Annotated in this window: 24 protein-coding genes and 3 tRNA genes; 16 read left to right on the forward strand and 11 right to left on the reverse strand. The window is 58.4% G+C overall.

The genetic code is table 11. The features are described 5' to 3' along the window. From N6L27_RS19055 to N6L27_RS19085, 7 genes are all read left to right on the forward strand, one after another. Positions 1-331 (forward strand): sugar transferase (locus N6L27_RS19055; protein ID WP_271908961.1); only part of this gene is annotated, 331 nt, incomplete at its 5' end. Between the two features lie 173 nt (positions 332-504). After that, entirely contained in the window at positions 505-1,203 is a 699-nt protein-coding gene (locus tag N6L27_RS19060) for a fumarylacetoacetate hydrolase family protein (protein WP_271908963.1), read from the forward strand. Between the two features lie 324 nt (positions 1,204-1,527). Next, entirely contained in the window at positions 1,528-2,571 is a 1,044-nt protein-coding gene (locus N6L27_RS19065; RefSeq protein WP_271908965.1) for a TRAP transporter substrate-binding protein, read from the forward strand. A gap of 81 nt (positions 2,572-2,652) precedes the next feature. Then, positions 2,653-3,234, forward strand: coding sequence for a TRAP transporter small permease (locus tag N6L27_RS19070; RefSeq protein ID WP_271908966.1), 582 nt, complete (start codon positions 2,653-2,655; stop codon positions 3,232-3,234). Continuing rightward, positions 3,231-4,736, forward strand: a complete 1,506-nt coding sequence (locus N6L27_RS19075; protein ID WP_271908967.1) for a TRAP transporter large permease — start codon at positions 3,231-3,233, stop codon at positions 4,734-4,736. The genes N6L27_RS19070 and N6L27_RS19075 overlap by 4 nt, the downstream gene beginning before the upstream one ends. A 153-nt stretch (positions 4,737-4,889) precedes the next feature. Then, complete coding sequence (locus N6L27_RS19080) at positions 4,890-5,066, forward strand: hypothetical protein (protein ID WP_271908968.1); 177 nt, start codon at positions 4,890-4,892, stop codon at positions 5,064-5,066. Positions 5,067-5,154: 88 nt separating this feature from the next. Next, on the forward strand, positions 5,155-5,580 hold the full coding sequence (locus N6L27_RS19085; protein ID WP_271908970.1) for an acyl-CoA thioesterase: 426 nt from the start codon (positions 5,155-5,157) through the stop codon (positions 5,578-5,580). Positions 5,581-5,586: 6 nt separating this feature from the next. Here the strand turns inward: N6L27_RS19085 and N6L27_RS19090 are convergent, their stop codons facing one another. Both N6L27_RS19090 and N6L27_RS19095 read right to left on the reverse strand, forming a co-directional pair. Beyond that, complete coding sequence (locus N6L27_RS19090) at positions 5,587-6,789, reverse strand: winged helix-turn-helix domain-containing protein (protein WP_271908971.1); 1,203 nt, start codon at positions 6,787-6,789, stop codon at positions 5,587-5,589. Next, complete coding sequence (locus tag N6L27_RS19095) at positions 6,789-7,814, reverse strand: LacI family DNA-binding transcriptional regulator (RefSeq protein WP_271908972.1); 1,026 nt, start codon at positions 7,812-7,814, stop codon at positions 6,789-6,791. Before N6L27_RS19095 ends, N6L27_RS19090 begins: the two co-directional genes overlap by 1 nt. Before the next feature lie 145 nt (positions 7,815-7,959). Between N6L27_RS19095 and N6L27_RS19100 the strand changes: the two genes are divergently transcribed. Next, positions 7,960-8,036 (forward strand) — tRNA-Arg (locus N6L27_RS19100). Positions 8,037-8,208: 172 nt separating this feature from the next. Here N6L27_RS19100 and N6L27_RS19105 read toward each other — a convergent pair. Both N6L27_RS19105 and N6L27_RS19110 read right to left on the reverse strand, forming a co-directional pair. Next, positions 8,209-8,284 (reverse strand) — tRNA-Thr (locus N6L27_RS19105). A gap of 80 nt (positions 8,285-8,364) precedes the next feature. After that, positions 8,365-9,363 (reverse strand): AraC family transcriptional regulator, encoded by a 999-nt coding sequence (locus tag N6L27_RS19110; RefSeq protein WP_271908973.1) that lies wholly within the window; start codon positions 9,361-9,363, stop codon positions 8,365-8,367. Positions 9,364-9,488: 125 nt separating this feature from the next. On the opposite strand from N6L27_RS19110, the gene N6L27_RS19115 reads away from it, so the two are divergent. Continuing rightward, positions 9,489-9,932 (forward strand): cupin domain-containing protein, encoded by a 444-nt coding sequence (locus N6L27_RS19115; RefSeq protein ID WP_271908975.1) that lies wholly within the window; start codon positions 9,489-9,491, stop codon positions 9,930-9,932. A gap of 11 nt (positions 9,933-9,943) precedes the next feature. Beyond that, on the forward strand, positions 9,944-11,431 hold the full coding sequence (locus tag N6L27_RS19120) for a flavin-containing monooxygenase (RefSeq protein ID WP_271908976.1): 1,488 nt from the start codon (positions 9,944-9,946) through the stop codon (positions 11,429-11,431). A gap of 96 nt (positions 11,432-11,527) precedes the next feature. Here the strand turns inward: N6L27_RS19120 and N6L27_RS19125 are convergent. Continuing rightward, positions 11,528-11,614, reverse strand: a tRNA-Leu gene (locus tag N6L27_RS19125). A gap of 216 nt (positions 11,615-11,830) precedes the next feature. Between N6L27_RS19125 and hemN the strand changes: the two genes are divergently transcribed. Further along, entirely contained in the window at positions 11,831-13,186 is a 1,356-nt protein-coding gene (gene hemN / locus N6L27_RS19130) for an oxygen-independent coproporphyrinogen III oxidase (RefSeq protein ID WP_271908977.1), read from the forward strand. Between the two features lie 145 nt (positions 13,187-13,331). On the opposite strand, the gene N6L27_RS19135 is transcribed toward hemN, so the two are convergent. Then, entirely contained in the window at positions 13,332-14,126 is a 795-nt protein-coding gene (locus N6L27_RS19135) for a formylglycine-generating enzyme family protein (protein ID WP_271908978.1), read from the reverse strand. A 75-nt stretch (positions 14,127-14,201) separates the two neighbouring features. Further along, complete coding sequence (gene nirK / locus N6L27_RS19140; RefSeq protein WP_271908980.1) at positions 14,202-15,326, reverse strand: copper-containing nitrite reductase; 1,125 nt, start codon at positions 15,324-15,326, stop codon at positions 14,202-14,204. Between the two features lie 295 nt (positions 15,327-15,621). Between nirK and N6L27_RS19145 the strand changes: the two genes are divergently transcribed. The 5 genes from N6L27_RS19145 to N6L27_RS19165 all read left to right on the forward strand — a co-directional run bounded on the left by N6L27_RS19145 (position 15,622) and on the right by N6L27_RS19165 (position 21,501). Further along, a complete protein-coding gene (locus N6L27_RS19145; protein WP_271909121.1) occupies positions 15,622-16,458 on the forward strand; it encodes a flagellar motor protein MotB in 837 nt (278 codons plus the stop codon). 124 nt (positions 16,459-16,582) lie between these two features. Further along, a complete protein-coding gene (locus N6L27_RS19150) occupies positions 16,583-17,890 on the forward strand; it encodes a flagellar hook protein FlgE (RefSeq protein WP_271908981.1) in 1,308 nt (435 codons plus the stop codon). A 48-nt stretch (positions 17,891-17,938) separates the two neighbouring features. Next, positions 17,939-19,387: a flagellar hook-associated protein FlgK gene (flgK, locus tag N6L27_RS19155; protein ID WP_271908982.1), complete on the forward strand. Its 1,449-nt coding sequence runs from the start codon at positions 17,939-17,941 to the stop codon at positions 19,385-19,387. 3 nt (positions 19,388-19,390) lie between these two features. Then, positions 19,391-20,398 carry a flagellin gene (locus N6L27_RS19160; protein ID WP_271908983.1) on the forward strand — a complete coding sequence of 336 codons (1,008 nt, stop codon included), beginning with the start codon at positions 19,391-19,393 and terminating at the stop codon, positions 20,396-20,398. Beyond that, on the forward strand, positions 20,395-21,501 hold the full coding sequence (locus N6L27_RS19165; RefSeq protein WP_271908985.1) for a flagellar basal body P-ring protein FlgI: 1,107 nt from the start codon (positions 20,395-20,397) through the stop codon (positions 21,499-21,501). The genes N6L27_RS19160 and N6L27_RS19165 overlap by 4 nt, the downstream gene beginning before the upstream one ends. Before the next feature lie 412 nt (positions 21,502-21,913). Here the strand turns inward: N6L27_RS19165 and fliP are convergent, their stop codons facing one another. From fliP to fliF, 4 genes are read right to left on the reverse strand one after another with little or no spacing between them, the layout of a single operon-like run. Next, complete coding sequence (gene fliP, locus N6L27_RS19170; RefSeq protein WP_271908986.1) at positions 21,914-22,657, reverse strand: flagellar type III secretion system pore protein FliP; 744 nt, start codon at positions 22,655-22,657, stop codon at positions 21,914-21,916. Next, on the reverse strand, positions 22,654-22,950 hold the full coding sequence (locus N6L27_RS19175; RefSeq protein ID WP_019295234.1) for a FliM/FliN family flagellar motor switch protein: 297 nt from the start codon (positions 22,948-22,950) through the stop codon (positions 22,654-22,656). Before N6L27_RS19175 ends, fliP begins: the two co-directional genes overlap by 4 nt. Continuing rightward, positions 22,943-23,542, reverse strand: coding sequence for an ABC transporter ATP-binding protein (locus N6L27_RS19180; protein ID WP_271908987.1), 600 nt, complete (start codon positions 23,540-23,542; stop codon positions 22,943-22,945). Before N6L27_RS19180 ends, N6L27_RS19175 begins: the two co-directional genes overlap by 8 nt. Further along, on the reverse strand, positions 23,542-25,218 hold the full coding sequence (fliF, locus tag N6L27_RS19185; RefSeq protein ID WP_271908988.1) for a flagellar basal-body MS-ring/collar protein FliF: 1,677 nt from the start codon (positions 25,216-25,218) through the stop codon (positions 23,542-23,544). The genes N6L27_RS19180 and fliF overlap by 1 nt, the downstream gene beginning before the upstream one ends. Positions 25,219-25,266: the final 48 nt, after the last annotated feature.

Below are 25,266 nucleotides of genomic sequence, written 5' to 3' on the forward strand. Positions count from 1 at the left end.
TCCGCGCATCAGCCGCCTGGGCCATGTCCTGCGCAAGACCAGCCTGGATGAACTGCCGCAGATCTGGAATGTGCTGAAGGGGGAGATGAGCTTTGTCGGCCCGCGCCCCATCGTCACCAAGGAACTGCCCAAATACGGCAGCAGCGCCGCCGCCTATCTGGCCCAGAAGCCCGGCATCACCGGGCTGTGGCAGGTCTCGGGGCGCAATGATATCAGCTACGGCGAACGGGTGGCGCTGGACGCGGCCTATCTCAGCCGCCGCAGCTTCCCGGCCGATCTCAAAATCATCGCCAGAACCGGCCTCGCTGTGCTCGGCGCCACAGGCCGCTGAACCGCCGCGCCCCCTGCGCTGCTGCCGAATTTTGGCGGTCAAGTTGGGCGCTCTGGCAGGTGATGTTTCGGACCAATCCGGGTTCCTGAAGTCAACAGGGGTTTACAGCCGCTTCACTTATGGCTCTGACTTGGGGTGACGCCTGAAGGCAGGGACGCATAAGGAAAACACTGGTGGGGAAACTTCTGTTCAAGCTGCCGGAGGCACCGGTTGTTCCGGTGAAGGGGAAAGGGTTTGGCTACCCTGTTGGGCGGATATTCTGTGTTGGGCGCAACTATGCCGCCCATGCCGCCGAGATGGGGAACGAGGTGGACCGGGAAGCCCCTTTCTATTTCACAAAGGCGGCCGCAAACGCGGTCCTGTCGGACGCTGTTGTGCCCTATCCGCCAGGCACTGAAGACTTCCACTACGAGATGGAGTTGGCTGTGGCGTTGGGCTCACACGTGTTCCGGGCAACAACGGAAGCGGCGAGAGCGTCTGTATTTGGCTATGGGTGTGCGTTGGATATGACCCGGCGCGACCTGCAAATTCGTGAGCGGCAAAAGCAGCGGCCTTGGGACCTGGGAAAGGATCTGGAAAACGGAACCGTGCTGGCGCCGCTGATGCCAGCGCCAGAGTGGGGGGGGCCATCAGATCAGCGCATCTGGCTGGAGGTGAACGGCGAGATCCGGCAGGAAGCGACGCTGTCCGAAATGATCTGGTCTGTTACGGACATAATTCGCCACCTTTCCGGATATTTTCATTTGCGTCCAGGCGACCTGATTTTGACCGGTACACCTGCCGGAGTTGGGGCTGTGCAAAGTGGTGACAAAATACACGGCGGGGTCGACGGGCTGCCCGCTGTCGGTCTGGAATTAGCTGCTGCGGAATGACGCACTGTGCTCTTTGGCTCGATAGTTGTTGCCAGGCACCTGATTCAATATGTATCACTTTTGATGGGGCTTCTGTAGATTTCGTAACATGAAGGCGGCCGTTTCGCCTTTGGAGCCGTAGGTCGACAGATTTCATGAGTAGAAAATGCATAATCTGCTGTTGATGGTTACAAACGCACCTAATAGCAGGTAGACAACTGGTTCGTTAAACGAACCCATTTGGGGGGATTTGGCGGCAGAAATGGAAAGAAATTTGCCGATCGGCGCAGTAAAATTGCGAAAGCGACCATTCTGGCAAATGACTTGGTCAAAGGGAGGACAAACATGACCACTCGCAGAAAGCTAATGGGGGCAGTTGGCGCAGCAGCCCTGGCGATGTTCGGCGCGATGCCGGCATATGCCCAGGAGGTTACCTTGAAACTGCACCAGTTCTTGCCGGCCCAAGCAAACGTGCCGAAGCTGATCCTGGATGTCTGGGCAGACAACGTTGAGGAATCGTCCGGGGGTCGTATCAAGATCGACCGTTTCCCTTCCATGCAGTTGGGCGGGAAGCCGCCGGAACTGATGGACCAGGCCATTGATGGTGTGGCCGATATCGTTTGGACCGTGGTGGGCTACACTCCGGGCCGCTACCCTTCGACCGAGGTGTTTGAGCTGCCGTTCATGATGACCAATGCGCGCGCCGTGTCGCACGCCTATTGGGAAATGTTCGACAAGCATATGAAGGACACCGAGTTCAAGGATGTGCACATCCTGGGAACCTGGGTGCACGGGCCCGGCATGATCCACACATCAGGTCCGGTGGAAACGCCCGAAGATCTGGAAGGCATGAAGATCCGTGGCGGCGGCCGTTCGGTCAACGCATTGCTGACTGAATTGGGCGCAACTCCGGTTGGAATGCCAGTTCCGGCTATCCCGGAAGGCCTGTCCAAGGGAGTGATCGACGGCACCACCATTCCGTGGGAAGTGACCGCGGCGCTGAAGGTTCCTGAGCTGGTGGAGAACCACACCGAGTTCACTGGCAAGGCGCTGTACACGCTGACCTTCGTCCTGGCGATGAACAAAGAAAAGTACGAGAGCCTGCCGGACGACCTGAAGAAGGCGATCGACGAAAACTCTGGTCTGGAGTTCTCGGTCTTTGCCGGCGGCACCCAGGCGGATTCGGACGGCCCCTCGCGCGAGATGGCGCTGGATCTGGGCAACAACGTTATCACCCTGGACGAAGACCAGACTGCAATCTGGCGCGAACGTGCGCAGCCGATCTACGACCAGTGGATCGCTGACATGAAGGAAAGAGGCATCGACGGTGCCGCGCTGATCGAGGAAGCCAGCGGGCTGATCGAAAAATACACGCCGCAGTACCAGTAAGGCGTTTGAATTGATAAAGGTGAAGGGCCGCGCGGCATTGGCACTGCGGCCCTTTGCATACCGGAACAAGGCAACAGAACCATGCACAAGCTCATGATGCGGCTGGCCAAATCAATGGCCTACCTGGGCGGTGCGGTCCTCACTCTTCTGATCATTCTGACATGTTTTTCGATCGCTGGGCGCTTGCTCAACGGTTTCTTCCATGGCGATTTGATGGAGCGGATTGCGCCCGGGTTTTCAAAATGGATGACAGGCTGGGTCGGACCAGTGAATGGCGATTTTGAATTGGTCGAGGCCGGGGTGGCCTTTGCAATCTTTGCCTTTCTGCCACTGTGCCAGATCACAGCTGGCCATGCCTCGGTCGATGTGGTTGCCAATGCGTTTCCCCGCGGAGTGAAACGATTCCTTCGGATGGTGACTGAAATTGTCTTTGCTGCGGTTCTGGTGCTGATTGCCTGGCGGCTGGCGGAAGGTCTGGCAGGCAAATTTTCCAACGGCGAAACCTCCTTCCTGCTCGAGTTCCCGATCTGGTGGGCCTACGCCATCAGCCTGCTGGCGGCGATCGTTGCCGCCATCGTGGGTATCTACATGGGTGCCGTGCGCACCATCGAATTCTTTACCGGCCGCATCCTGATCTGGGACGGCGTGGAGGGTGAACAGTGACAGCTCTTGAAATTGGCATCGCCTCCTTCCCGGTTCTGATGCTGCTGATTTTTTTGCGGGTTCCGATTGGGCTCTCAATGTTCTTGGTCGGCCTTGGCGGGCTGATCTGGGTGACAGGTGGCACACAGGTTGCCTTTGGCCGCTTGAAAAGCGAGACCTATACCACCTTCTCCTCCTATTCGCTGACCATCGTGCCGATGTTCCTGCTGATGGGGCATTTCGCGACGCTCGGTGGAATGTCCACCGCACTTTTCAAGGCGGCCGAAGGATTCCTGGGTCACCGCAAGGGCGGCGTTGCGATGGCGGCCATTGGAGCCTGCGCCGGTTTTGGCGCGATTTGCGGCTCGTCGCTGGCAACCGCGGCCACCATGGGCCGTGTCGCACTGCCGGAGCTGAAGCAATACGGCTATGCTGGCGGGTTTTCGACAGCAACTCTGGCGGCAGGCGGCACGCTGGGTATTCTGATCCCGCCCTCGGTTGTGCTGGTGATCTACGCGATCCTTACCGAGCAGAATATCGCCAAGCTGTTCCTGTCGGCTTTCATCCCCGGCCTGCTGGCGGCACTCGGTTATGTGATCGCGATTTCTGTCTATGTCCGCCTGTTCCCGGAAAGCGCGGGCACCCGCCCGCCGGTTCCGATGCGCGACCGTTTTGCCGCGCTGTTCCATGTCTGGCCGGTGCTGCTGGTTTTTGGTCTGGTTGTTGGCGGCATCTACCTGGGCTGGTTCACCCCGACCGAAGGCGCGGCCGTGGGGGCCTTTGGCACAGGGTTCATCGCCTGGACCAATGGCGGGCTGAATCGCGAGACGCTGGCGGACAGCTTCCTTGTGACGGCGCGCTCCACAGCGATGATCTTCTTCATCGTGCTAGGCGCGGGCTTTTACAACGGGTTCCTGGCACTGACCAAGGTGCCGCAGGAATTGGCGGACCTGGTCGTCAGTCAGGGCTTCAGCCCCTGGATGGTCCTCGCGTTGATCCTCGCATTCTATCTGGTGTTCGGCTGCCTGATGGACTCGCTTTCGATGATTCTGCTGACCATCCCGATCTTCTTCCCGGTGATCTCTGCCTTGGACTTTGGTCTGCTTTCTTTGCCCGCAATGCAGGCGGATGCGGCGATGGAGGTGCTGAAGGCCGGTGTGCCGGAAGGGATGGGGGCAGAGATGCTTGCCTCGATACAAGATGCCATCGCAACAGGGGCCGAACTGACCCGTGAGCAAATGAAGGAACTTGGCATCCGCGTGACCGAAGGCCGGGTGAACCGGATCGAGGCGGAATATGTCGCCATCTGGTTCGGGGTGCTGGTGCTGATCGTGGTGGAGGTCGGGCTGATCACCCCGCCGGTCGGCATGAACCTATTCATCATCAACGCGATGGACCGCAAGACCAAGATGATCGACACCTACAAGGCAGTCATGTTCTTCGTGGCGTCTGACCTGATCCGGGTGGTCATTCTAGTGGCTTTCCCGATCATCACGCTGCTGCCTCTGATGCTGATGCAGTGATGCGGAGCCCTTTCCTGCGCCGTGTGGGGAAGGGCGTGCCGACAGACGGTGCAGCACGTGGAAATACTTTTTGATATAGAAATGGATTGACCTGCATCACCTTTCGGGGTTCCGCTGGTCACGTCCAACACCACGCATAGTGAGAGGCCCGCCATGCAAATCAGCCGCAGCAATGCCGCCGCACCCAAGGTCAAGGCACTTGCCACTAAGGTTTCAGGCCTGCAGGGGCCTTGTGTGGGTTGCAGCAACTGTGTTGGGTTGTGCGAAGCGCTTATTGATGCGCTCGTGCTGCCGGATCTGATCCTGTCCCGTAAAGGTCGCGGTTCGTGACGCCGCGGCCTTGCTGGCCTTTGCTGTTTGAAGCAAGTGGTTTGCACCGATAGGATACTCCGGCAGGTCGAAACGGGGCAGTACTTGTATGGCGCAAGACACTTTCATCCATGAAATCCGCGTGGGCTGGGGAGATTGCGACCCGGCACGGATTGCCTATACCGGGCGGCTTCCTGCCTTCGCGTTGGAAGCGATCGATGCTTGGTGGGAACATCACCTGGATGGAGACGGCTGGTATCAAATGGAATTGGACCGCGGTACCGGTACACCATTTGTCCATATGAGCATTGACTTCCGCTCACCAGTCACGCCTCGGCACCGGTTGCAATGCGAGGTCTGGCCTGCAGAGCTGGGCGGCAAATCGGTCACCTTCAAGGTCAACGCACGGCAGGATGGCAAGCTGTGTTTCGAGGGGAAATTCGTCTGCGTCTTCATTGCGCCCGAAACCTTCACTGCAAAGCCCGCGCCGGAGGATTACCGTCAGGTTATCCAGGCGCAACTGCGGCCGGAGTAACGCGGATCAGCGCAACCAGCCTTTTGCAAAATGCACGCCGCCAACGCCCGCAAAGCGGGCAACCCGTTCCAGCTCTGCCTCCTGCCTTCTGGTGCGGGCCGCTGTCCATTTGATGTCCTGTTCCGGCCAGACAGCAGTCACGCGCAGAAGATCCGCGTCGCGGTCCGCCTTCATGTCAATGCGGCCCGCCAGGCGCGCGCCTTCCATCAACGGAAAGACGTAGTATCCGTACTGCCGCTTGGCGGCGGGAGTAAATACCTCGATCCGGTAGTGGAAGCCAAACAGTCTTTCAGCCCGCTTGCGGTCGCGCAGGGCGGGATCGAACGGGCTGAGCACCCGCATCCGTCCTGGAGCAGGGCCAAGTTCCGTGGCGGCCTCTATCGTTCCCGGACGGGCGAATACTTTCCGCAGCTGGCCGTCTGCTTGCGTTACTTCAACCTCTTCCAGCTCGCCCCGGCGCAACTGCCCGGCGCACCAAGATTTGGCTTCCGCTGGCGAAGCCGTGTCCCAGAAGGCGGCGAGTTCACCGGAGGTGGCAAATCCCAGCCGGTCCAAAGCAGCGGAACAAAGCCAGTTGATAGTTGCAGCTTCATTGCAGGAAGTGCCGGGGCGCAGGTGTTCTTCGATGACCCGTTCAGTCAGGTCATAGCGCTTCTGAAATCCGTCGCGACCTACTACGGTCAGCGCGCCGGAACGCCAAAGGTATTCCAGTGCGGTCTTGGACGGATGCCAGTCCCACCAGCCGCCTGATCCTTTCTTCTCGTCCTTGCCAACATCAGAGGAGCTGACAGGACCGTGGTCCCGGACATGGTTCAGCACGGTTTCGAACCGCGCCTCGAACCCGTCGCGCCGCCAGTTGCGCCAGCGTTTGCGCAAGAGCTCGGTGTCGCGCTGAAACCTGAGATGCCAGTGCGGGTAAAACGCCATCGGGATCATCGCGGCGTCATGGGTCCAATGCTCAAACAGCCCGCGGTCCCGCTCGTACAGCCGTTTAAGGTTCTGCGCCCGGTAGCCCGGCCGGCGGGAATACAGGATCATGTCATGGGCGCGCGCCACAGTGTTGATGCTGTCAAGCTGTACAAACCCAAGCCGATGGATCATCGCCAGCAGATCAGCGCCCTTGGCCGGGCCCGCAGGCTGTTCCAGAAGGGCGTGGCGGTCCATAAACAGCCGCCGCGCCTCTTGATTGCCAAGCCGCTGCAGCGCCATCAGCGCCGTTTCAGCGTGTCGCCATAAGAAATGGTCGGATTCAGAGTGACATTTTTCTCAATATCCGCGTCAGGATCTTCCAATTGGGCGGCAATGATCTCTGCCGCCTTGCGTCCGATTTCCAGACGGCAGGCGTCCATGGTTGCGAGCTGCCGGGGCAGACCCTGCAGGAGTTCAACTCCATTAAAGCCGGCTAGGCCGATCTGACCGGGGATGCTGACGCCTTGCTCCTGCAGGTACAGCAAGCCGCCTGCACCGATCATGTCGTTGGAATAATACAGAAAATCCAGTTCCGGAGAACGCTCCAGCATCGCCTGGGTCATCTCCCGCCCCTTGGCAAGCGCTGAGCCGCCGGAATAGAATTCCCGGTCTTCGATCTCCACACCTTCCTTGGCCAGCACCTCGGTGAAGCCTTCGAAACGTTTACGCGCGCGGTGATCCAGCGGCATCTTGGTGCCCATGAAACCGATATGGCGGTAGCCTGCCTTGAGGATGGCTTTGGCCATCTCGCGGCCTGCACGCCGGTGCGAGATGCCGACCATTGCGTCCACCGGCTTGCCATCGGTATCCATGATCTCCACCACCGGGATGCCGGCGTTGCTCAGCATGGCGCGGGCAGCATCCGTGTGTTCTAGGCCCGCAATGATCACACCAGAGGGCCGCCAGGAGAGCATTTCGTAAAGAACTTTCTCTTCCTTTTCAGGCTGATAGTCCGTCACGCCGACAACGGGCTGAAGCTCGGTGTTTTCCAGAACTTTGTTGATGCCTGTCAGCACTTCAGGAAAAACCATGTTCGACAGCGACGGGATGATTACCGCCACCAGGTTCACCCGGTTTGACGCCAGCGCACCGGCAATCTTGTTCGGCACATAGCCCAGTTCCTTGGCGGCACTCAGCACCTTGGAACGGGTCTTTTCCGAGACGTCGCCCCGGTTGCGCAGAACCCGGCTTACGGTCATTTCGGAAACACCGGTTGCTTCGGATACATCTCGAAGGGTAAGCGGGCGCTTGCTGTCCGTGGTCACGTTCCTGGGCCTCTTGTTATGTCTGTCTGCAACGTTAGCGCAGACATCACATGCTGCACAATGGAAACTGCGCGCGGCAAAACGGCTTTCGCTGAGACCCATCCCATTGTGATTGCTGGACGGATTTGGTATCGCGGATGCCTACGGCCCCGTGGCTCAACTGGATAGAGCAGCCCCCTCCTAAGGGGCAGGTTGCAGGTTCGAATCCTGCCGGGGTCGCCAAAAATTCAAGGAAATGCCAAACCTTGCGATTCTCGACGTCGCCGATGTTGCGAGATCATACAGGATCCTGCGCCTAAGAGCTCGCAGGTACAGCAGGATAGACGGCTTTCGAACCGCAAATTGCCGTTGCCCTTCAAAGCTTTGTGAGACGAATTAACTTGCCGAATTGTTTTGGTGCCGCTGAAGGGACTCGAACCCCCGACCCCATCATTACGAATGACGTGCTCTACCAGCTGAGCTACAGCGGCACCGGACTTGCGCAAGAGGCAAGGCAGGTGATGCCCGTTTAAACACTGCGCAAAATCCGTGCAAGTGGGGATCATGAGGATTAATTCTGAATGCTGTTGGTAGTGCTAGGCAATTCGCCAAAGCGGGCGCGGTAGTGCTGGGAAAACCGGCCCAAGTGAGAGAACCCGCAGTCATAAGCAATACTGCTGACAGGCATTTTTACGTTTCTTGACAGCATCAGGTAGCGGGCCAGATCGAGCCGCAGATCGCGCAAATATTCCATTGGGGTCAAGCCTAAGTGGTTGCGGAACCCGGCTTGCAGTGACCGGATGCTGCAGTCAGCTGCAGCGGCAATGGCCACAATCGAAAGGGGTTCGCAGACATTGGCGTGGATGTAATCCTGAGCACGCCGGATCTGGCGGTTGCTCCCGGAAGGACGCGCGGCCAGAAGGTGGCGGATATTGCTTTGGTGGTGCGTCAGAAGACCTAGCATGAGCTGCTCTTCGATCAAATTCAGCTGCAACGCCTTCCAGCTTCCAAAGCCGGAATGGTTTTCTGTGGCGTTGATGCAGGCTGCTAACTGACGTGCCCACCTTTCCAGCTTGCCGCAGGAGATGGGAAGCGCCGTGTCGAAGACAACAGTCTTGGAGAGAGACAAGCCGACAGCCTGCTCGGCAAGCCTGTGAAGGGCTACCCGGCTGATCTGCAGTAACAGCATACGGCAATCTGCATTCCAGGTCATCTGCGTGCCCAGGGTTGGGTTTAGGACCGTGGCCGTGCACTGGTCAGACGCCACCACAGCTTTGCCATTGGCCACAAGTGCCCCGCCACTGAGCGGAATCTGCACCAAGTAGAAATCCTCAAGATCACCGGGGTCTATGCGCATCTCAGATCCGTAACTCAGATAATTGAGTGACAAAGCCTGCCCGCGCACGTGGTTAAAGCGGGCACCGGTTCCCCGGTAGGGTTCAGCAGGAAGGAGATGATGATCGCAGAATTTCTGCGCCACCAGCTCACGCACTTGGTCGAAGTCATGGCTGTGGAATTGCCGCCAAGCACGCAGAGGCTCATATGCTTTTGAAGATTGCAGCATCCGCATATCTGTAGCTTAACACTGTTTCCTGGTCAGGCAACGGCACCAGTATGCGCTTATTTTCGCATTCTGGATAATCCTTTTCGTGGACTGCCCCTAGGCTTTTGAATGAGCTGATAAGGGAGGAACAAATGGCTCAGGAACAGGGAATTACCAAGGCCGCTGACGGATTGAGCGGCACATCCTGGAATGTGGTCGGGCATATGTACACGCCCAAGCTGCATAGTGAAAACGCTTTTGTCTGGCACGCCATCATTCCGGACGGGACCTTTGTGCCGCCGCATGTCCATCCGACCCAGGATGAATGGATCACCATGCTGGAAGGCACTCTGGACGTTGAATTCGGCGGCGATGTCTACCAGGCCGGGCCGGGTGATACCGTGCGGATGCCGATGGGCGTGGCGCACGGTATTTTCAATCGCTCGGGGAGCGAAGCGTCTTGCGTCTTCGGAGTGGCCCCGTCGAGGAAGTTGTATGATTTGTTCTGTGCGCTGGATGGCGTCACCGACCCGGAGGAGCTGGTGCGGCTATCAGCCCTGCATGAGGTCGATTTCCTGCCGCCCCCAGTGGAATAAGGTATGCGGACATGGTGAAGCGAAAGACGGTCGCAGTGATTGGCGGCGGGGTGAGCGGGCTGGCGGCAGCCAAGGCTTTTGCCGAAAAGGGGCATCAGGTACTGGGGTTTGAGCGCAGCCATGACCTTGGCGGTGTTTGGGAACCATCGCGGTCTTATCCCGGTGTGCAGACGCAGTCGCCCAAGGATCTGTACTGCTATACCGACCATCCAATGCCGGATGATTACCCGGAATGGCCCAAGGGGCCGCAGGTGCATGCCTATCTGCATTCCTATGCAGACAAGCACGATCTGCACCGGCTGTTCCAGCTGAACACCAACGTGCTGGAGATGGACCGGCGTCCGGACGGTCAGCCGGGCTGGCGGCTGGTGATTGAGGCGGGTGGCGAGACCCGGGTTCAGGACGTGGATTTCGCGGTGGTCTGCACCGGACAGTTTTCCGAGAAGAACATCCTGACCCATCCTGGGCAGGAGGCCTTCACCGCGCAGGGCGGAGAGGTGATGCACTCCTCGGAGTACCTTGATCCGGAGCACGCGCGCGACAAGCGGGTGGTGGTGCTGGGCGGCTCGAAATCCGCGACCGACGTGGCGGTGAATGCGGCGCAGAACGGCGCCAGGCAGGTGCATCTGGTCTACCGGCAGAATGTCTGGCGGGTGCCGTATTTTGTCGGCGGCATCAACTTCAAGAAGCTGCTCTACATGCGGGCGCAGGAGGTGCAGTTCAACGGCTGGGGCCGCAGCTGGCTGTATAAAGCCTTTTATGGCCTGGCCAAGCCGCTGATCTGGGCGAATTTCCGCGGGTTAGAGACACTTTTGAAGCTGCAGCTGGGGCTGAAAAAGTGGGACATGGTGCCGGATATCCCGATCGAAAAGGACGTCTCCTGCTCTGTGCCGATCGTGACGCCGGGTCTGTTCGAAGGCTTCAAGGACGGCTCAATCCAGCCGCATCGCACCACACTCTCGCACTACGATGGTGACGAAATCGTGCTGGAGACTGGCGAGCGTATCGGCGCGGACCTGGTGATTTCTGCCGTCGGCTGGAAGCTGGGTATTCCCTATCTGGCGCAGCAGCATCTGGACAAGCTGATCGAGGCGGACGGCCAGTACCGGACCTATCGCCTTGCGGTGAACCCGGACCTGCCGGAAATGGGTTTTGTCGGGTTTAATTCCAGTTTCTGCACGATTCTTTCGGCTGAGATGGTTGCGAATTGGCTGGTGCGTTATGCCGATGGAAAGCTGGCGCGTCAGCCCTCGCGGGAGGAGATGGACAAAAACATCCAGATGATGCTCGACTGGCGCCGCAAGGAGCGGCCGGCGGCGCAAATCTATGGCGGGCTGTGCTCGGCACCTTTCCATTTCAAGCACTTCGATGAGCTGCTGATGGATATGGGGGCAACACAGTGGAAGCGGTCCAATCCACTTGTGGAGCAATTCGCGCCGCCGGACGCCAGCGCCTATGGCCGGTTCCTGGCAACGGCTCCGCACTATCAGGCAGCCTGAAGTCTGCCCTTGCGCCTGCCGGAAACGGTGGGCGCTCAAGCTTTCAGGATCGTGCGAAGACCGCGATTCTGTGTGCAGATTTCCGATAAGGGGGAATGGTGCCCAGGAGAGGACTCGAACCTCCACGTCCATACGGACACTAGCACCTGAAGCTAGCGCGTCTACCAATTCCGCCACCTGGGCAGGTGTCGTGGAACCGGCGTATACGCGGAGTCGCAGGCAGCGTCAAACGGAAAATGTGAATCTGTGGAGTTTTTCGGGAACGCACGTGAAGTTTCGTTTTCCTGTTTAAATACAACATATTGACGAACTCACTCGGATCTTCATCATCTTGCATTTCCGTGTATCGGTTTGATCCTGCGCAAAGAGGCGGATCTGCAAAAGAGGCATAGGAAAGTCATGAAACAGATTGACCGCTTCCAAGCCCTTGGACTGTTTGACAGCCGGGTGCCCCGCTACACCTCTTATCCGACCGCGCCGGTGTTCTCTGCAGCCGTTGGTGCCGCGGAGCAGGCCCGCGAGCTGCAGGCTCTGGATCCGGATGTGCCGGTTTCGGTCTACCTGCATATCCCGTTCTGCGAGCGGCTGTGCTGGTTTTGCGCCTGCCGCACCCAAGGCACCCAGACGCTGAGCCCGGTCGAGAGCTATATCGGCACGCTGGAGCAGGAGCTGAAGCTGGTGGCGCCGCTTCTGCCCAAAGGCTTGCGTATGGGGCGGATGCATTGGGGCGGCGGCACCCCGACCATCTTGCCACCCGCTTTGATCCACCGGCTGGCACAGGCGGTGAAGGCAGTGTTCCCTCATACTGACGACTGGGAATTCTCGGTGGAGATCGACCCGACCATGGTGGACCGGGACAAGATTGCGGCTCTGGCGGCGGAAGGCATGAACCGTGCCAGCATCGGCATCCAGGATTTCGATCCGTTGGTGCAGCAGGCGATCGGCCGGGCGCAGCCGTTTGAGGTGACCAAGGCCTGTGTCGAAGACCTACGCGCAGCGGGCATCAACTCGCTGAATGCCGATCTGGTCTATGGCCTGCCGCACCAGACGCAGGCGCGGATGGCGGACACGGTGGAGAAGGTGCTGAGCCTGAACCCCGACCGGCTGGCGCTGTTCGGGTACGCGCATGTTCCGTGGGTGGCCAAGCGGCAAAAGCTGATCAAGGAAGAGACGCTGCCAGACGACCTTTCCCGTTACCATCTGGCCGGGCTGGCGGCGGAAAAATTCGCAGAGGCAGGTTTCACCGCAATCGGCATCGACCATTTTGCCAAACCTGGCGACGGACTGGAGGTAGCGGCTCGCACTGGACATCTGCGCCGCAATTTCCAAGGTTATACAGATGACACTTGCCCAACGCTGATTGGTTTTGGCGCGTCGTCGATCTCCCGCTTTTCTGGTGGTTATATCCAGAACGCCGCTGCAACACCTGCCTATGTTCAGCGGGTAGAAGCCGGGCAGCTGACTGGGGCACGCGGCCATGTGATGACTCAGGAGGATCTGTTGCGCGGCCGTTCCATTGAGATGCTGATGTGCGAGTTCCGTCTGGACCGGGCAGAGCTGCGGCTGCGCTTTGGAGATCTGGCGGCAAGCCTGGATGCGGATCTGGCCCAGATCGCGGCACGGTTCGGTGATCTGGTGATCCTGGATGAGGATGTGTTGGAAATCCTGCCCGAGGGCCGGCCGCTGACCCGGATCATCGCCAGCTGCTTCGATGCCCACGTTCCCGAAGGCGTGCGCTACAGCCGGGCGTCTTGATCCGGTATCAAAATGCCCCCGCCTGTTTCAGGACCTCCTGCCAGAGGTCCTTTTCAGTTGGGCGAGGCGCTGTGCTGATGCACAGCGCGGCCATCCGCATCAACGGATCTCGCTCGTTGGCACCCGGTAAAGGGCTTGGGCAATGTCAGCCGTCTTTCACTAGCCGGAACCCCAGATAATCCGGCGGCAGCCCGACAGCGCACCCACCTACACTTGCGTCGCGGATGAAGTCGATCACCACGGCCCGGTGGCGGCCGCCAGTAATGCGAGCACTGCAATATGGGTCTCCAAGCTGGAGAGTGCCGTCTTTGGTGACTTCACCGTTCTGCATGCAGCCGCCGGTCCATTCCCAGATGTTGCCGCCAAGACCAGTGAGTCCGTTGCTATTGGCACCGGGTTCGCTTTTTGGATCCTGCGCAGGCCCGGGCAGCCCGCGCAGGGTGACCCCTCGGTCATATTGGCGCAGCCAGCGCTGGGCCGGGTCTCCGCTATCCGTTTCAACGGCTTCGTCGCCGAAAATTTCTGCTGCTGCCAGCTGCCATTCAGCCTCGTCCGGAAGACGCCAGCTGTGGCCGGTCTCCTGGGAGTACCAATGGGCATAGGCGGTCGCGTCGTGCCAGCTGACGTGTGTCTGCGCCTGTCCGCCGTCCGCCGGAACACTGTCTGCCTTTTTGCAGGCACCTGCTGCCACGCAAGCGGCGTATTCACTGCCGGAAACTTGATGCTTCATGATCTCAAAAGCGGCCACTGGACGTAGCTGTTCCGGCGGCACCACGCTTTTGCCGTTGCGGTGAAAGTTCCCGATGGGACGGTAAGCAATGGTATCCGCTGCGATGAATACGGTTTCCGCACCCGGTGCCGGATCTTTGGCCGTTGAAAACCAAAAGCCCGGAACGCCAATAGCGGCGGCCAGTCCGGCGGCGATCAGCTCTATTTTCATGTCAGCGTCCCTTCAAGCAAAAGCGGGCGGCCGCGTTGTGCAGCCGCCCGGTCCAGTTTCACATCCAGCCGAAGGTCAGGAGCCGGAGTATTCGGTCGGGGCGACCACCTGTTCCATCAGGTCGTTGTTCCATTCGCCTTCGACCACCACGTGTGCGGTTGCGCCAAGGTTCACAGCCTCAATCAGGTTGTGGTTCACATAGGCGTAGACGCCTGGCTGCAGGAACTCATAGAGCGCAGCCCCGGCAGAGCCGCCGCGGATGAACCAGGTTTCCAGATCGCGGTCCGGCACGTTGTTGAACTTGCCGGCTTCCCAGACCAGGTCGCCGTGGCCGCCGATAAGGTGCGGACGGCTGTCGCGGTTGGCCTGGCTGTGCACGAACAGCACTTTCTCGCCCTGTTTCGCCTTCATGGCATTTTCGCCGGTCAGCGCGCCAACCGCGCCATTGAAAACAACATGGCTGGGGATCAGCCCGTTCATCACCTCAAGGGTGTCGGGGTAGCTTTCGCCAACGTCCTCATAGCGGATGTAGTCGCCGTTCTCGTCCTTCGGAATGTAGAACTCGTTTTCACCGATGTAGTAAACGCGGTCGTATTTAACCGGATTGCCCTTGTGGTCCGACAGCCCTTCGCGCGGCAGCACCATAATGGTGCCAGCCATGCCCGAGGCGACGTGCCAGGGGATCATGGGGCCGCCCGGCGCGCAGTGGTAGACAAAGGTGCCAGGGCGGGTGGCCTTGAAGCGCAGCACGGTCTTCTCGCCCGGGTTCACCAAGGTCAGCGCGCCGCCGCCCAGGGCGCCGGTTGCAGCGTGGAAGTCGATATTGTGCTGCAGCATGTTTTCCGGCGGGTTGATCAGGGTGAGTTCGACATAATCGCCTTCATGCACCACCATCATCGGACCGGGGATGGAGCCGTCAAAGGTCATGCCCTGCAGGTAAGCGCCTTGGTCGACCTCAATCTCTTTCTCGACGATCTTCATCTCGAATTCGACGATCCGGGGTTCGCCCGGTGCAACCTGTTCGTGCTCATGAACGAAGGGCGGTGCGACCAGTTCGCGCTTGATGCGCTGGAGGCTGGACAGGTCCACAGGCGCGGCGGCCTCGTGAACTGTGGTGCTTTCGGCCTTGGCGGCTTTGGCAAGTACAGGCAGCGCTGCTACGCCGGCTGCCCCCATCAGTGCGGCTCTGCGGGTCAGCATGATATTCTCCTTTCGGTGTCTCATTTGCTGTGTTGCCTGGACTTTAGTTCCGCGGACGGCGCCGGATATTGCTCTTGATCAACCTTCGATAAGGTTTCTCGATGTCGAGATAAGAGGTTTTTAAGATGCAGGTTTTAACCGCGCCTCGTGGGGGAAGCTCATTGAGTGCAATCGTATAAGGGCCGGGAGGGTAATGGTGTGGCGCAAAGGGGAACTGCCGGCAAATTTAATTGTTAAGTCCGGATTAACGGGCTGGCTGCTATCCCGGTGATGGGTGAAAAAAGTGGTGGTGGATATGAGCGCACAGAGCAATGTGGCGCCCATTATCATCAAGAAGAAAAAAGTCAGTGGTGGCGATGGTCATCACGGCGGTGCATGGAAGGTGGCTTATGCCGACTTCGTGACCGCGATGATGGCCTTCTTTATGCTGATGTGGCTGCTGAACGCGACGACTGAAAAACAACGTAAAGGGCTGGCGGATTATTTCTCGCCGTCGATTCCCCTCAGCCGGATTTCCGGCGGCGGAAACGGTGCGTTCCAAGGGGACAGTATGTTCACCGAGGATATCCAGCCGCAATCCGGCACCGGGGCGACCGACGTCAATCCGGCGAACGCTCAGAAGGCGCAGGGCGATACCGGTGTAGAGTCTGATGACAAACGGGAACAGGAAGATGACAAGTTCCGTGCGATTGAGGAGCAGTTGTCCGGGCGCGGCGGCGAGAGCATGGTGTCTACCGCGATGTCACGCCACATAGTAACACGGGTAACTGACGAAGGGCTGATCATTGAGCTGTTTGCCAGCGACAACGCACCGCTGTTCGAAGAGGGCCGGGCAGATCCGACGGCCTTGTTCCGCGACCTGGTCAGAATGATTGCTCGCGTGTCTGGAGGTGTGACCAACCATGTTGCAGTTGGTGGCCATATCCGGTCGCATCCTGTGGTGTTGGCAAAGAACCCGGTTTGGGAACTGTCTCATGACCGGGCCGATGAAACCCGCAAGCTTCTCGAATCAGGCGGGCTGGCGGCGTCCCGAATTGAGCGCGTGACCGGCCATGCCGACCGCAAGCTGGCAGTCAGCAACCCTATGGCAGCGCGCAACGACAGGATCGAAATCATCCTTTTGCGGGATTAAATCCGCCAAAACCGGGAAATCGGCGGCCGTCGGATGAGTCATATTTTATCTGTTAGCCGCCCGTTAATCGCTCATGCGCTAGCTGTTGCATCCAGAATGATTAGATGCAGCAGAAAGGCGTGCTATGACCATTTCTTCGTCGCTGAACGCGGGCGTTTCAGGATTGAGCGCCAACGCCAGCCGGTTGGCTTCCATATCCGATAACATCGCCAACTCCGCGACTCGCGGCTACAAGCGGGTGCAGACCGACTTCCACTCCATGGTTTTGTCCGGCTCCGGCGGTGCCTACTCGGCGGGCGGCGTGCGCACCACCAATGTCCGCCTGATTGACGAGCGCGGACCCCTGGTTTCGACTAATAACGCAACTGACCTGGCTGTTCGCGGCCGCGGCATGCTTCCAGTGGCCTCGATCACAGAGGTGGAGGCTGGCGGCAGCCCGACAATGCTGCTGACTTCCACCGGGTCGTTCCGTACCGATTCAAATGGGTATCTCTCGACAGAGTCCGGCCTTGTGCTGATGGGCTTCCCGGCGTCTGCTGATGGCACCATTCCGGACGTTGCGCGTGATACCAGCAATTCTCTGGAACCGATCCATATCGACCTGAATCGCCTGTCGGCAGAGCCGACAACTGAGATCAGCCTGACCGCAAATCTGCCGGCTTCGGAAACCGACCCTGGCGCAAGCGGTGATCCGGTAGAGCATGTCGTGCAGTATTTTGACAACATGGGCCGGTCAGAAGAGTTGTCGATCACCTATACTCCGACGGTTGCAGTGGCACCCGCAACGACCGGCACCAATGAATGGACGATGCAGATCGTCGATTCGGCAACTGGCGCAACCGTTATCGGCGAGTACACGCTGACCTTTGACGACAGTGCGTCAACTGCCGGCACACTTCAAAGCGTGGCCACAGTTACCGGCGGCACCTATGATGCAACGGCTGGCTCGGTCACGATCACTACTGCCAGCGGTCCGGTCGAGATCAATATCGGAGTTATCGGCGAGCAGAACGGGATGAGCCAACTGGGTGACGAATTTGTTCCTGGCACAACCGTGAAGGATGGTACCGCGGTTGGTTCCTTTGTGTCCGTTGAAATCAACGAATCCGGGGAAGTCATTGCAAAGTATGACTCCGGAGATACCAAGGTCATTTACAAGGTACCGCTGGCGGATGTGTCCAACCTGAACGGTATGCAATCACTGGACTCCCAGACCTATAAACCGACGGATGACTCCGGGGCGTTCTATCTGTGGGATGCAGGCAATGGCCCGACCGGTGAAATCCTGGGTTACGCCCAAGAGGAGTCCGCCGTCGACGTAGCGACCGAACTGACCGACATGATCAAGACCCAGCGGGCTTACTCGTCAAACGCCAAGGTCATTCAGACTGTTGACGAAATGCTGCAGGAAACCACCAACATCAAGCGCTAAGGCGCTTGATGTCCCCCCTGACTCTGGCTTCATGAAAGCAGGCTGAAAATGTCAATCTATTCCGCCCTTAACAGCGCGATGACCGGTTTGTCTGCGGCCAGCCGGTCTTCGCAGATCGTTTCGGAGAACCTGGCCAACGCTCTGACACCCGGCTACACGCGCCGGGTCCTGCATCTGAACAGTCCGGGTGCGGGCGTTCCCGGGGTCCGGATTGGCAATGTCCAGCGCCTGAACGACCCGGTTGTGATTTCCAACCGCAGAGTTGCCGAGGCTGAGTACGGCGCGGCCAAGGTGCAGGCTGATTTCTTTGACCGGATGTCAGATCTGGTCGGCACCGTTGATGACGAGATGTCATTGGCGTCGCAGTTGTCGGAATTTGAATCTTCACTGATCGAGGTTGTCTCGCGCCCGGATTCCCAACCCCGGCTCAATGATCTTTCGGTCAAGGCGGAAACTCTTGCGGATTCGATTTCCCGAACGGCTGAGGGACTGCGTGACTTGCGGATCAACGCGGACAGCGCGATCAGCAGTCAGGTCAACACCGTTAACCAGGCGCTGAAGGAAATCGAGAAGCTGAACGCGCGCATCATGGTTGTGGAAGCTGGAGGCATGGATGCTGTCTCCATGTATGACCAGCGGGACCAGCTGATCGATCAGGTGAACGAGATCATTCCAGTCAATGTGGTTCGGCGCGACAACGGACAGGTGACGCTGTACTCGACCGGTGGAGTTAGGCTGTTGGACGGCAAGGCATCTGAGCTGAGCTTCAACCCGTCGCGGGATATCATGCCGCACATGACGCTTGGCAATGGCATGCTGTCCGGGCTTGAGGTCGACGGAAGGGCCATTGACACAGGCCCTGACGGTCCGTTGCGGGGCGGCACACTCACGGCCCAGTTCGAAATCCGGGACAAAACTGCAGTGGAAGCGCAGGAAGACCTTGATGCGATGGCACGGGATCTGATCGAACGCTTCCAGGACCCGGCACTGGACGGCACGATTGGAGTGACCGATGCGGGCATCTTTACCGACGACGGCGGTTTCTTTGACGCTTCCAATACTGTCGGAATTTCCAACCGGATCGAGTTGAATGGTCTGGTGTCTCTAACGGGCAGCGCAGAGACATGGCGGTTCCGCGACGGGCTTTATTCCGCCGCACCGGGCGACCCTGGCGACTCGAGTCTGCTGCAAGCCTATTCTGACGCGCTGAACACCACCCGCACAGTGTCGTCGATCGGCCTTGGGACATCGGATCTGACGGCGAGCACATTGAGCGCGAACCTGTTGTCGCGCTTTGCGCAAGACAACGAAACGGCCTCACGAGGGTCGGCCTTCGCGGCAACTAGTTTCAACGAGCTGAGTCAGGCAGAGCTTGCACTAGGGGTCGATACCGATGCCGAGCTGCAGAATCTGATGCTGGTGGAAAAATACTATGCTGCCAATGCCCGGGTCATCTCCGTTGTAGATGAACTTATGGAAACGCTTCTGAGGATCTGACGCATGATTATTAATTCTTACGGCGATATGGCGCAGCACCTCTTTCTCCGCGGCCGAAATGCGGAGCTTAAGGAAAACGTCACGACTCTTTCCGAGGAGTTTGCAACCGGGAAAACCTCGAATCTGACTGAACGTCTGGGCGGAGATTTTACCTACTTGGCGGACCTGGAAAGCAACTTGAACCGACTTGACAGTTACATGGTCACCAATAGCGAAGTGCAGCTGTTTGCCACCACCATTCAAGGCAGCCTTGATAAGGTTCAAAGCCAGGTTCAGGCGATGCGCAATGATATCCTGACGCTTTCGCCGGCGATGGATGAGTTTAATGCAGAGCAATTCGGCAGTCAGGCTAAGCAAAGGATGTCCAGTGCCATCAACATGATGAACACCTCTGTCGGCGGCCGCACCATCTTTGCAGGCACGGCGACGGACACCAAACCGCTCAATGACTCCGGAACGCTGATGGGTGCCATCCTGACGGAAGTGTCAGGGCTGACAACGGCCAATAACATCATTCAGGCGGTCAAGGACTGGTTTGATGACCCGGCCGGTTTTGACACTGTAATGTACAATGGCTCGGCAACAGCTCTGCAGCCCGTGACAGTGGGGGAGGGCGAACAAGTTTCCGTGGGCATCCAAGCTACTGATCCCAACCTCAAACATGCGCTGCAAAGTTATGTGATCACGGCGCTGGCCGACGAGCCCAGTCTCGGCTTGACCGAGGATGTGAAGATCGACTTGGTCATCGAGGCCAGCAGCGAACTGACGGAAAGCGAAGAGCGGTTGATCAGTGTCCAGGCCGATGTCGGCTTTATTGAAGGGCGCCTGGATGCAATCAACGCTCGCAACGAGGCCTCGAAAACAAGCCTGAGCATCGTCAAGAATAACTTGGTCTCAGCCGACCCCTATGAAACCTACACCCGGCTGCAGGAAGCACAGACCCAGCTCGAAGGCCTATACACGGTCACCGCGCGCAGCTCCCAGCTTTCCCTGCTGAAGTACATCTCATGATCAGAATTCTCCGCCTTTTCATCGCGTGCTTGTTTCTGCTGCCTGCAGTGGCGCAGGCCAATGCCATCCGGCTCAAGGATTTGGTCGAATTTGATGGCGTGCGCGGCAACGACCTGGTCGGCTACGGTCTGGTTGTTGGCCTTGATGGCACCGGTGACGGGTTGCGCAACTCGCCCTTCACCGAAGAAATCATGTCCAACATCCTGGAACGTCTCGGCGTCAACGTGACTGGCGAGCAATTCCGGCCAAAGAATGTTGCCGCGGTCTTTGTGACTGCGACACTTCCGCCGTTTGCGCGTGTCGGCAGTACAATTGATGTGACAGTGTCTGCGATTGGTGACTCCAAGAGCCTTCTGGGCGGCACCCTGATTATGACCCCGCTGAATGCGGCAGATGGGCAGATCTATGCCGTTGCCCAGGGAACGATCCTGGCTGGCGGCGCAGTAGCTGAAGGAGAAGCAGCAGTGGTTACCCAAGGGGTGCCGACTGCCGGGGTAATTCCGTCGGGTGCCCGGGTCGAGCGGGAAATTGATTTTGACCTGGCGTCACTCAATTCCATGCGGCTGGCGCTGCGGGAACCTGATTTCACCACTGCCGGGCGTATTGAGCGGGCGATCAACGCGGAATTTGGCGGGAATGTCGCTCTGATGCGCGACTCCGGCACGGTAGAAGTCGACATTCGCCGTACCAACACACGTTCGACTGCTCATGCGGTAGGACGGATCGAAAACATCCTGGTCGAGCCTCAGCGCAAGGCGCGCGTCGTGGTCGATCAGCGCTCCGGCACGATTGTGATGGGCAGCGATGTTCGGATATCCCGTGTCGCCGTGGCTCAAGGCAATCTGACTTTGCGCATTGAGGAGACACCGCTGGTCGTGCAGCCTAACCCCTTCTCTGATGGTGAGACAGTTGTCGTGCCGCGCACTGGCGCCGCCATCGAGGAAGAGGAAGGAATACAGCTGGCAGAAGTTCCCGAAACAACGTCGCTGTCCGAAGTTGTCGCCGGTCTGAATGCCCTAGGCGTATCGCCGCGGGACATGATCGACATTCTCAAAAGCCTCAAGGCGGCGGGAGCCTTGCACGCAGAGTTTGTGGTCCGCTGATCTTGGTCTTCTTACGACGCTCGCCCCGGCCTTTCTTGTAAGGGCCGGGTTATTTTTATCGCCTGGTGATGCCGTCAGCAGCAGGCTTGGAAGAGAAAGCTGCCCAGCAAAGGGCGGTTTGCTCTCTTTTGTTCCTTAGCGGCCGGATCTGCCTACGGTGGCATGTGTGTTCAACGAAAGCTGCGTAAACTGGCCGTCTTGGCTAGGTAACATGTGCGGTCCCGATCCAAGATGAATGTCCGAACTGGCAGGTTATATTTCAAGAAGCGTTCGCGGCTGTGATTCCGGATGCACGTTCAAACAAAGCCGGGCAGCAGCGGATTCCTTTTCTGGTGCAGCTTGCAGATGGCTTTGCTGCAGAAATAAGCCGGACACAAAATGTGCCCGGCGTCTTTAGCTCGGATCGGAATGTTCAGGGATAGTAGCTACGGACCAGTGCAGTGGCGATTAGGCTCCAACCATCGGCGACAACAAAGAACGCCAGCTTGAAGGGCAGGGAGACGATGGCTGGAGGGACCATCATCATCCCCATCGACATCAGGATCGCGGCAACCACGAGATCAATCACCAGGAATGGCAGGAACACCAGGAAACCGATTTGAAATGCCCGGGCAATTTCCGACAGCAGAAAGCTTGGCACCAAAGCCGACAAAGGTGCCTCGGGCACCGGGTCCAGGCCCTGAGTCTCGGGTCTAAGGTCTGCAATTGCGTAAAACGTGTCCGGGTCCAGCCTGTTGGCCATGAATGCCCGGAACGGCTCTAAGCTGCGTGTGATGGCTTCGCCGGGCTCTAGCCGCTCTTCCAGAAGAGGATTTATGCCTGTGGACCAGGCTTCAGTAAAGACCGGCTCCATAACAAAATAGGTCAGGAACAGCGCCAGGCTAATTATCAGCATGTTTGGGGGCGCCTGCTGGAGCCCGATTCCCTGCCGGAGGATCGAAAGCACTGTCACCAGGAATGGGAAGCAGGTAATCATGATCAGCAGGCCGGGAGCCAAACTGAGTACTGTTATCAGCAGGATCAGCTGAATGGAGCGGGCGGAAATTGACTGCCCGTCTGCCAGAGAAAGGCTCAATTCTTGGGCCAGGGCGGTGTGCGGCAAAGCCAGCAGAAGCACTGAGACCAGAGCCGCCCGCACAAATGTCGTATTTGTCATCCCAAACCGCTTTGCAGATCGGCAATTTCCGTCAGGCGCACGGCCAACTGGCCCGCCTGGTCACCTTCCAGTTCTTCCAGCTGGCCCCGTGCAACCAGCCGGTCTCCGACATAAAGATCCACTGGGTCTTCAACTCGCTTGTCCAAAGTCAGGATCGCGTTCTCACCCAAGCTGACAAGGTCGCGGATCAATGGTCTTGCCTTGCCGACCGAGACGACCACTTCGACAGGAACCGAAACGAAAGGGTTGCTCGCATCAGCAGATTTCATGTTCAGATCGGCCGCGTCATCCATAGTGGCTGTCCTCATTTGCGTGATAGGTAAAGGCTTCGATCGAATCCTGAATGGACTCGAGAAGTGCGTCGCAGTTGATTTCGCACTCCGCGCCGCCAACACTCAGATAAGCTTGGCCTGGCGACAGAACGCTGTCTTCCCTCACCGTCACGGGCACGGAAAACTTCTCCGGTAACAGACTGCGAACTGCAGCACCTTCACCAGGAGAAACCACGATTTGCATCGGCTGGTCGGTCTGCCCCTTGGCCATGCCGGCCAGCTGATCGACGATATGATGCCCGAAGGAAGCCGCCATTGCATCCGGAAGAACCGCACTGGTTAGGACCTTGAACATCGGATCCAGCGAGTCGAGCAGCTGGCTTTGCGCTTCTTGGTAGGTAAAATTCAGGTCTTCAAGCGAGCTGGCAAGTTCGGCGGAGATCCGAGTGTTTTCCTGGTCCTTTGCCGTCACCGCGTCATCCCAGCCGGCACTATAGCCGTTCTCAAAGGATGCCAGACGCTGTTCCTCAATGAGCTCCTCGGAAATAGAAGGCAGAGCAGGCTCCACCGGTGTCTTCATACCGAAGTCTTCTAGCAAATGTGCAATCGTCATCAGGCCTGCTCCTTACTCTCTTCCAGCCAGCCACGCAGGATTTGGACCGTTTCTTCTTGCCGCTCACCGATAAGGCTGCGCAGGCGGTCGACGGGATCGCCCGCGCTGCCGCCCATGGCAGGTAATCCGATGGCTCCCATCATGTCTCCCGTGCCCATTTCAGGCAGGCCGCCCAGTGGTTCGAATTGTCCGGTTTCGTTGTTTTCAATTTCGCCATCCAAAGCCAGCCCTGCGCCTAGGTCAGGCGCGGTCATGAAGCCATCGCCGCCCATTCCGGGAAGGCCAGGCAACCCATCAGCGCCACCACCAGATGCTGGAAGCGCAGTTGCCGAGGCCCCTTGGTTCGACAAAATCGGTCTCACAACAAACAGGCCCAAAATCAGGCTTACGATGGCGAGAGCTGCTATTTGGATCAGCGACATGGCGTCAAAATTCAGGTTGTCCATGAAAGAAGAAGTCACCGCGACGCCCTGCGGTTCAACGGACGGCAATTCCATTGATTTGAGCGTGATCACGTCTCCACGGTCGGCATCAAAGCCGACTGCCGCAGAAATCAGTTCCCGCATTGCTGCCAATTCTTCTTCGGGGCGGGGCTGGAAAACGGATTCTCCGGTCTCGTTGGTAACGGCAGTGCCATTGATCAGGACGGCAACGGTCAGGCGTTTGATCGCACCCGGACCGCGAAGAATTTCCTTTTCAGTTTCCGAGATCTCATAGTTGATTCTCTCACGGGTAGCGCTGGTGTTCGCTTTGGAACCTTGGCCAGAGGCTGCGTCGCCATCAGGAATATTGGATGCAACCGTGACCTCGCCGGACTGGTTTGTGGATGAATCAGCACGCTCTTCGACATCGGTGCTGACAGCAACGCGGCTTTTCGGATCCACAAGTTTCTCGCGGATTGATTCGGTGTCAGTGATGGTTTCCACACTCACCTCGACGACCGCATTGCCCTGGCCCACGCGGGCCTCGACAAGCCGCAGTACGCGTTCGCGAATCGTTTGCGAGCGGTCATCGGTGCCTGCTGCTGCGGCGGCAGTCGTATCAGCGGAGCCGATAAGGGCGCCATTGGCATCAATTACCGCCACATTGTCGACAGCGAGGCCAGTAACAGCGGACGACACGAGAAAACGGATTGCATTGGCCTGAGCGGGTGTGATCGGAGACCCCATCGGTACGATAGAGACCGAAGCTGTTGGTTCTACAGTCCGCTGAAAGGGATTCGAGCCTGTATTTGCAATATGTACCCGCGCCTGGCTCACATGCGGGCTGGCGACGATGGTGCGGGCCAGTTCGCCTTCCTTGGCACGCCAGTATGCGGCATCGAACATCTGCGATGTTGTGCCAAAACCACTAAGTGAATCAAGGAGTTCATATCCCTTACCGCCATTGGCAGGCAGACCTTCGCTGGCCAGTGTCATACGAAGTTCATCGCGTTGCGTGGACGGCACATAAATCGACCCGCCGCGCACTTCAAATTGGGTGCCGCGCTGTTCCAGCGCCCGCACCACGTCCCCTGCCGAGCCGCTTTCCAGCCCGGCATAGAGAAGTGTCATTGTTGGCTTGCTTGCCACATGGGACATCGCGATGACGCTGAGAATCATGATCACCGTGGCTCCCACGGCAATCAGACGCTTTTTCATGTCCATTTCTGCCCAGACATTCTTGATCTGCTGCACATTAACCTCCGTCGCACCGGCGTTCTCTCCGGCATGCAACTGTTTTGA

It is taken from the genome of Leisingera sp. SS27 (assembly GCF_028368855.1).
Taxonomy (GTDB): Bacteria; Pseudomonadota; Alphaproteobacteria; order Rhodobacterales; family Rhodobacteraceae; genus Leisingera.